Source organism: Modestobacter sp. VKM Ac-2977 (assembly GCF_026968045.1).
Classification (GTDB): domain Bacteria; phylum Actinomycetota; class Actinomycetes; order Mycobacteriales; family Geodermatophilaceae; genus Modestobacter.
In genome coordinates, this window is record NZ_JAPVBQ010000004.1 from 602,844 (window position 1) to 610,622 (window position 7,779).

The window sequence follows — 7,779 nt, forward strand, 5'->3', positions numbered from 1 at the left end:
AAGCCTATGCCGAAGGGGTGTCGGAACACCAGGACCCCCGGTGATCGAGTTCACACCGGGGGTCCTGACAGGCCGTGAGAGCGCAGGTCAGCGGCTCACAGCGGCCCGGGGGCCGGGGCGGGCGGCGGCGCGGTGGGGTCGGTCGGGTCCGGGCCCGGGACGGGCGCCGGGGCCGGCGGGGAGATCGGGTCGGTCGGCGACGGGGACGGCGAGGGCGGCTGGGGCTCGGGCGTGGGCGGGATCGTCATGCCCCGGAGCCTGCTCCTCCCGCGGCAGACAGGGAACGCCGTCCGCTCCGGGCGCAGCCCGCGCGGCGCTCGCCGAGTGACGAGCTGTGCACGTCTGCCCCCGACCCCAGGCGTCGAAAGCTCGACACTCGGCGTCCGGGTCAGCGCGTCCACGAGGCGTCCGGCCGTCTGTCGACCCACGAGATCATGGCGGCGACCAGCAGCAGCAGCGCGGGCACCAGGAGGAGGAGCCCACCACCCAGCAACGTCATCAGCCCCCACGCGACGGACGCGGCCCCGACCGCCGCGATGACCGCTGGGGCGCGCATCGTCACGCTGGCGCGTTCGACCCACAGGGCGACAGCCGCACCGACCGCGGTCGGGCCGAACACGAGGAACACGGCCGGGCCGCTGATCTCCCACGCCCAGACCGCAAGGCCGAGGACGCCCACCAGCGCGACGACGATCAGTGCCCGGGCTCCCGGTGACGACACCTCTCGGCGTACCACCTCACCACCTCCTCGACCTCGGTTGCGACGCCCGGCCCCACGGCGAGGGGGCCGGTTGGATCGCCGACCACTGCGCGCCATGGAACCCGACCGTGCCGCCACCGGGCTCGCCCTCGGTCGATGCTGAGCTCGCGCCACGCGACGTCGGCCCAGCCGGCGCCCTGCGTCCACCAGACGCGTCGCGGCTGGCGACGACGCTCCAGGTCAGTCGACCACGAGGCCCAGCGCGTCGACGCAGCCGCCGGCGCTCCCGTGGTCCAGTCGGCCGGCGCAGGACGAGCCGTACCACTCGTAGACGTCCCCGACCGGGGAGGCGAAGTAGAGGGCGTCGCAGGCCGCCATGTCGCCGGCGTAGCAGCTGCGCGCATCGGCGTCCGCTGCGGCGAGGTACAGCTCGTCGCCGGCGGATGGCGGGCTCAACGGCTCACCGCCCTGGTAGAACTCCAGCCCCCACGGGCTGTCGCCGCGGTAGCTGGCCCCCGCGTCGGTCTCGGCGTCGCCCAGCAAGCCGGGCAGCAGTGGCTTCCCGAACACGCCCAGCAGCAGGGTGACCAGGGTCAGGGCACCGATCGGCAGCAGCACCGCCCAGCCGGCCCGTCGGGTGCGCCGGACCGGCGGACTGGTCCACTGCCCCTGCTCCTCGGACCAGACCGACGCCTGCAGGACCTTGCGCTCGGCCCGCAACCAATGGCCCACCGACGGCGCGAGGACCAGCAACGTCCGCAGGACCAGCCACCCGAGGTACAGCGCGATCGTGGCGACCAGCCACCCGATGACCAGGTCCACGAGGTCTCCGGCGACGCCGGGCAGACCGGTCTCGACGTCCTCGGCCTCAGGCCACCGGACGAGAGCCCAGACCAGCCCGCCGAGAGCCAACGTCAGCTCCAGCACGGTGGCCACGAGCAGGAGCAGTCGCCCGGTCCCGCGGATCAGCTGCACGCCACCGAGCAGCAGCATCGCGGCGAGCGCACAGCTCATGAGCTGCGCGGCGATCCACCAGACCCTGTCACCACCCTCCGGCACGCCCAGCACCACGGCCAGCGAGTCGGCGAAGAGCACCAGCAGCAGGCTCGCCGCGGCGGCCTGGAACCCGAAGACCGCGGCCGCGACCGCCACCACCGGCCGCCGGACCAGCGCGCTCTCCTGCGGTGCGGCCGTGGCCGGCCCGGTCGACGGTGCACCGGTCGCCGGGGACCCGGTCCCGGGGGCGGACCTACCCGACCAGGCCGGCTCGGGCTGGTGGCTCGCTCCGCCGTCGGCTGCTGGACGGTGCGCGTGACTCATCGGCGTGCGGACCCCGTTCTTCGTCGACGGCGCCCACCGCCGTCCGGCTGATCAGGGTGGCCAGTGATCATCTGTGGGTCAAACCCGAGGTCACCCGATCAGTTGATCCGAGCCCCCAGCAGGGCTGCGCAGCCCCCGTCGACCGACTCGGTCAGTCGGCCGCCGCAGGTCGAGCCGTACTGCTCGTGGACGTCCCCCACGGCGCTCTCCCAGTACAGGTCGTCGCAAGCGCCCATCGACCCGGTGAAACAGGCCTCCGCGTCCGGGGCGAACTCAGCCGCCCAGCCCGGCTGGTCCGGCGCCGGCGGCATGGCCGGCCGACCGAGGGGACCACCCGAGGAGCTCACGTCGACACCGGTCGTGTGGAGCCCGTCGGCTAGCGCGGCGGTGACCGGGTCACCGGCGATCGCGACCACGGCCACCGTGGCCAGGGCGAGCGTGGCGACCGGGACCAGCACGGCGGCGAGCACCCGGTCTCCGGCGCGACCGGCGGGGAGGACCCGCTGCGGCTGCACCGAGCCCGCCAGCCACCGTCCGACCGCCCGGTCGTGCGCGGCCCCCGCCTGTGCCAGCGACAGCAGCAGGACGAGCAGGAGTCCGGCGCCGGTGGCCGTGGTCGACGACTCGTCCGGCCGGCGCCCCTCACCCAGCCACCAGGCGATGGTGATCAGGACGACGCCCACCTGCAGCCAGGTGCCGACGAGCAGGAGCGTGCGGCCGGCGCCGCGCAGCAGGCAGACGGCACCCAGCAGGAGCAGCGCGGCCAGCCCCGACGTCAGGACGACGCCGACGATCGTCGACCACCGTTCGGCGGGCGCGACCCCCGGCCCGGCGGCCGCCCCGGTGAGCACCATCACCACCGACAGCAGGAGCATCCCCGCGGAGACCAGGGCCAGGACAGCGGCCGTCCGCGCAGCCCCGGGAGGGGGGGTGCCCGCTGGCTGGTCGCGCTGACCAGCCGTGGCGGCGGTCGCCGTGGCTGCAGTCCAGGCGGCGGGGGCAGGTGCACCCGTCCCGTAGGGGTGGCTCATGGACGCAGCACGCCTTTCCCAGGAGACGACGACGACCGTCGTCCGGCGGCTCAGCATCATGATCGAGACGAGCCGGGTCAACGACCCCGCTGCCGTGTTCACCCAGGTGGGTGCGGGTGTTCCTGGTGGGACAGCCGAGCCGGCCGGCGACTTCCCGGCGACGCCGTCCGGGTGGGGTCGGCCGCCGACCCCACCCGGAGCGTCAGAGGCTGCCGCAGTCGATGTTGCTGGTGCCCTGGTCCGCGCCGCCGGCCTCGTTGTCGCAGCCCACCCGGTTGTTCTCCCGGATCGTCCGGGGACCGGCGACGTTGATCATGTAACCGTCCCCGTCGACCGAACCGGTGTTGCCGGTGAAGACGTTGCCCCGGCCCCAGCCGTCCACCACCTCGTGCACCTGGAAGCCGTCCACCGGCGCCGCGGTCCCGGTGTTGTCCGCGATGGTCCAGTCGTTGCCCTTGACGTCGACCCAGGAGTCGGCCTCGACCATGTCCGCGCCGTCGAAGGTGTTGCCGCGCAGCTGGCCGCCGGTCGTGCCCTCCTTGATGTCCACCGCCTCTGCGGTGGTCCCGGCGATGTCGTTGCCCTCGACCACGTTGCGATCGCTGCGGTCGGGCTCGCAGTCACTGATCTGGCACCAGTTGCTCTCGGCGGTGCCCACGTAGACACCCTCGCCGAACTGGGGCTTGCGGAGCCCGGTGTCCCGGATGGTGTTGCCCACCACGGCGTTGTCGGTGCTGCCGGTGCGCAGGTGGATCGCCTCGTCCCCCATCGAGGTCACCAGGAGGCCCTCGATCCGGTTGCCCACCCCGGCATCGACCATCACGCCCTTCTGCCCACCGGTCACCGTCATACCGGTGACCCGCCAGTGGTCCGCGCCGCTGAGGTGCAAGGTGTAGTTGCCGTCGATCTCGCCGCCGTCGAGGACGGCACCCCGGCTGCCGCACAGCTGGATCGGGGTCTCCGCCGTGGCCTCCGCGGTCGCCACGAAGTTCCCCTCGTACCGGCCGTCGGCCAGCCGGATGACCTGCCCGGCTGTGGCATCGTCCAGCGCCCGCTGCAGCTGGGGCCCGGTGCTGACGTCGACGACCTGCGCCCCCTCGCACCCGGCGACCGCCGCCGGCGGGGCCGCGGCCGGCCCGGACGTCTCCGGCGCGGCGGGGGACGGAGGGGACGAGGTCGTGTCGGCGGGCGCAGGTGCCGCATCGTCGTCAGTGCCCCCGGACGAGCAGGCGCTGAGCAGGACCAGGGCCCCGAGCAGCGGGACGAGTCGGCGCATCCGCCCACCGTAAGCCGTCGACACACCCCGTCGCTGCGGCGCCCGTCGCGGGGTCACAGCCGACCCCCGGTGGTGCGCCGGCCGACCTCGACCCGGGCCGGAGGCTGCCACTCCCGGCGGATGTCGTCCCCGTACGGCTTGGTGCCGGGAGTGACCCGCGCACGCCGGGCGCGGACGCCGAGCAGCACCGGCACACCCAGGACCAGGACCCAGAGCAGCAACATCGGGTGGTTGGGGATGAACGTGGACCAGTACGTCCAGTTGTCCCGGTCCCGTGTCCAGCCCCCGACGTCGTTGGCGGCGAGGTCGATCGACACGCCCTCGGCCACCCGGTAGACGTCCAGACCGCTGGGCCCCCGGCCGCCGATGGTGTTCTCCTCGACCGTGGAGCCGGCCGAGGCACCGACCACCGAGATGGCGTGCGCGGTCGCCTCACGGACCTTGTTGTCGACGACGTCCACGGCCGCGTCCCGCACGCGGATCGCGGTCTCGCTGCCGGACACCTTGTTGCCGGTCACGGCGGCCGCCCCGCCGGTCACGGTGATCCCGAACCGGTGGTCGCCGGAGACGGTGCTGCCCACGACCTCCGTGGGCGCCGACGTGCCCACCAACACGATGCCGTCTCTGTTGTCGGCGATCCGGGTCCCGGTGATGGTCACGTCGTCGCCGTCGACCACCCGCAGCCCGGCCTTGCCGTTCTGCCGGAAGACCCCGCCGTCGACCTGCACCTGGCCGTAGGAGCGCAGCGAGGTACCGCCGGCGGACCGGCCGTCCGACAGCGGGGTGCCGCTGAAGAAGACGCCGTAGGCCGCGTTCTTCTCCGCGGTCACGTCCGTGTAGGTCACCGACTCCGAGCCCTGGTCGGCAGAGAAGCCGTGCCGTCCGTTGCCACGCGCAGTCGAGTCCTCGATCACCGTCTGCGCCGTGCTCCGGTGCAGGGACAGCCCGTCGACGGCGTTGTCGGAGAAGTCCGAGCCGGTCACGGTCAGCTCCTCTGCCTGGGAGGCGAAGGCGCCGTAGTGGTTGTCGCGGAACGTGGAGTCCAGGATGGCGCCCGTCACCTCGGTGCTGGAACTGCCCGTCCACGCGACCCCGCTGGTGCGGCCGGACCAGAAGCCCAGGTCGCTGACGGCCACGTGTCGCAGCTCCATCGCCCCGCTCGCGTCGCGTACGTAGGCGCGACCGTCGACGGGGGTGGAGTCCGGTCCGCGCTCCCCGGCGCTCCAGCTGGTCACCGCGAGCGGCTGCCCGTCGGCACCGGTGAGGGTCATGTCGGCCTTCCAGGCGACCAGGGAGACGAAGCCCGAGGCGTCACTGCGCAGCCGCAGCGCTGTCCCCGGGGCATCGATGATCAGCCGCGCGCCGGGGGCCACGAACACGTGCTCGGTCAGCAAGACCGCCCCGTCCGGCTGGACCTCGGCGGCGCCCAGCTCGATGAGGTCGGCCAGCCCGTACGCCAGGCCCCCGGCGGTCAGCACGAGCGTCTGGGTGCCGTCGAACTCGTGTACGTAGGGCGCCGAGCCCGGCCGGACGGAGCCGACGATCGTCAGCAACCGCTCGTCCTCGGAGGCGAGGAGGGCGGTCTGCCGCTCGGCCGAGACGCTGGACACCGGGGCCGCTGCGACGGCCGGGGCAGCCTGCGTCCCGGCCTGTGCCGCCGAGTCGGCGCCCTCCAGCGGACCCCAGACGACGACCACGCCCAGCACGGCGGCGACCGCTGCGCTGACGGTGACCAGACGGGTCACGGTGCCGACCTTCCGCCCGTTCACGCGTTCACCCCCGCCATCGGGGCGGCCGAGTGGGTGCTGACGAGGCTGGCCTCGTCCTGGCCCTCGCCGCCGGTGAGGCCGGCGTGCCGGGTGAGCCAGCCCTGCTTGTTCATGGTGAAGAAGGCGTAGGTCTTGATCGGCAGAGCCACCAGGACGATGACCAGGGCGACCAGCGGCAGGATCGCGATGTCGCTCGGCCGGCGCCGCAGGTGGCTGACGCTCCTGATCGCGCGGCCGACGAAGACCCAGGTCAGCGCCAGCACCAGCGCGATCGCGCCGCGGTCGCTGAAGCCCGCGGCGACGACGTAGAAGACGGCCGCGAACATCGTCACGGGCGTGAACAGGATCTGCAGCACGGTGATCTGACTGACCAGCGGCACCCGCCACAGCCAGCCCTTCCAGGCGGCGGTCAGGTAGCAGCGGTAGGAGTTGCGGCTCCAGCGGATCCGCTGCTTGCAGAAGGCACGGAACGTGCTGGGGAACATGGACAGCGCGCGGGCACTGTCCTGGTGCACCGTCTTGTACCCACTGGCCAGCACGAGCCAGGTGAGCCGGCCGTCGTCCCCGGCGATGCACCGGCGACCCAGGAAGAACTCGTGCTCGAGGTTCTCCAGGACCGGGAGGACGGCGGCCCGCCGGTAGGCCGCCGTCCGACCAGAGACACAGACGACCGCGCCGGCCCGCGAGGTGGCGGGCACGTAGTCCAGGTACCGGAGGTCGATGATCCAGTCCGCCACGCGACGCCAGATGTTCGAGGTGGGCAGGTGCACGTTCTGCCGGGTGCCCACCGCGCCGACCTGGGGGTCGACGAACGGCATCTGCACGGCCTCGAGCAGGCCCGGCTGCCAGTTCGTGTCCGAGTCGCAGAGGACGACGACCTCGCTGGTGGCGGCCCGGATGCCGACGCCGAGTGCCGACCGCTTGCCCTCGTGTGCGAACGAGATCACGGTGAGCCGCGGGTCTTCGCGAGCGGTGAGGCGGGCGAACGCCTCCGCGTCCTCGACGTCCAGGACGACGATGACCTCCGTCGGGTCCTGCCCGAGCCAGGTGTCCAGGCACCGCTCGAGCACGTCCGGGTCCTCCCGGAACGAGGGCACGACGACGGAGGTGGTCGTCCGGTGGTCGTTCACCAGGGAGCGATAGCCGGCGGACATGATCTTGCGGATCAGCCAGATCGACCACGACAGCACGCCGACGACCCCGATGGGCAGCGCGGCGTACCAGTTCTCGGTGATGAAGGTCAGGACGTCGACCACTCTCGGCTGCTCCCTGCGCTCAGGACGGCGGGGCACCTCGGACCGACCGGTGCTGCGCTGCACGGTGTCGATCAAGGCGCATGTCGGGCCGTCGGTGCCCACTCTCTCGGGGGTCATGCCTGAGAGTGGGTTAACTCTCAGTGACATCGCAGCACGCTGTCGTGTACTCACATGGCGTAAACAGCCGAGCTGGGTGGCAGCCACACGCAGCCGTCCGAGTGGCGAGGTGACGCAGCGTAGCCTTAGCGTGCGTCCAAGTCGGCGGCCACAGCCTGTGCGCCGCCCACCGGCAGGGCATGCGTGCCGGCACCCGACACCCATCCGACATCAGGAGACCCATGAAGATCGCCGTCATCGGTTGCGGCTACCTGGGCGCTGTGCACGCGGCGTCGATGGCCGAGCTCGGGCACGACGTCGTCGGCATCGA

At 72.8% G+C, this 7,779-nt stretch carries 8 protein-coding genes; 1 reads left to right on the plus strand and 7 read right to left on the minus strand.

Features of this window, described 5'->3' with window-relative positions; translation table 11 throughout:
- Window positions 1-95 precede the first annotated feature (95 nt).
- The 7 genes from O2V63_RS19505 to O2V63_RS19535 all read right to left on the minus strand — a co-directional run bounded on the left by O2V63_RS19505 (window position 96) and on the right by O2V63_RS19535 (window position 7,352).
- Entirely contained in the window at window positions 96-248 is a 153-nt protein-coding gene (locus O2V63_RS19505; RefSeq protein WP_269159119.1) for a hypothetical protein, read from the minus strand.
- Window positions 249-388: 140 nt separating this feature from the next.
- A complete protein-coding gene (locus tag O2V63_RS19510; RefSeq protein WP_269169134.1) occupies window positions 389-721 on the minus strand; it encodes a hypothetical protein in 333 nt (110 codons plus the stop codon).
- Window positions 722-940: 219 nt separating this feature from the next.
- Window positions 941-2,020: a hypothetical protein gene (locus tag O2V63_RS19515; protein WP_269169135.1), complete on the minus strand. Its 1,080-nt coding sequence runs from the start codon at window positions 2,018-2,020 to the stop codon at window positions 941-943.
- Window positions 2,021-2,118: 98 nt separating this feature from the next.
- Window positions 2,119-3,051 carry a hypothetical protein gene (locus O2V63_RS19520; protein ID WP_269169136.1) on the minus strand — a complete coding sequence of 311 codons (933 nt, stop codon included), beginning with the start codon at window positions 3,049-3,051 and terminating at the stop codon, window positions 2,119-2,121.
- Between the two features lie 202 nt (window positions 3,052-3,253).
- Window positions 3,254-4,327: a NosD domain-containing protein gene (locus O2V63_RS19525; RefSeq protein ID WP_269169137.1), complete on the minus strand. Its 1,074-nt coding sequence runs from the start codon at window positions 4,325-4,327 to the stop codon at window positions 3,254-3,256.
- A gap of 53 nt (window positions 4,328-4,380) precedes the next feature.
- Entirely contained in the window at window positions 4,381-6,072 is a 1,692-nt protein-coding gene (locus tag O2V63_RS19530) for a right-handed parallel beta-helix repeat-containing protein (protein WP_269169138.1), read from the minus strand.
- A gap of 20 nt (window positions 6,073-6,092) precedes the next feature.
- Window positions 6,093-7,352 carry a glycosyltransferase family 2 protein gene (locus tag O2V63_RS19535; RefSeq protein WP_269169139.1) on the minus strand — a complete coding sequence of 420 codons (1,260 nt, stop codon included), beginning with the start codon at window positions 7,350-7,352 and terminating at the stop codon, window positions 6,093-6,095.
- Window positions 7,353-7,690: 338 nt separating this feature from the next.
- On the opposite strand from O2V63_RS19535, the gene O2V63_RS19540 reads away from it, so the two are divergent.
- Window positions 7,691-7,779 (plus strand): hypothetical protein (locus O2V63_RS19540; protein ID WP_269169146.1); only part of this gene is annotated, 89 nt, incomplete at its 3' end.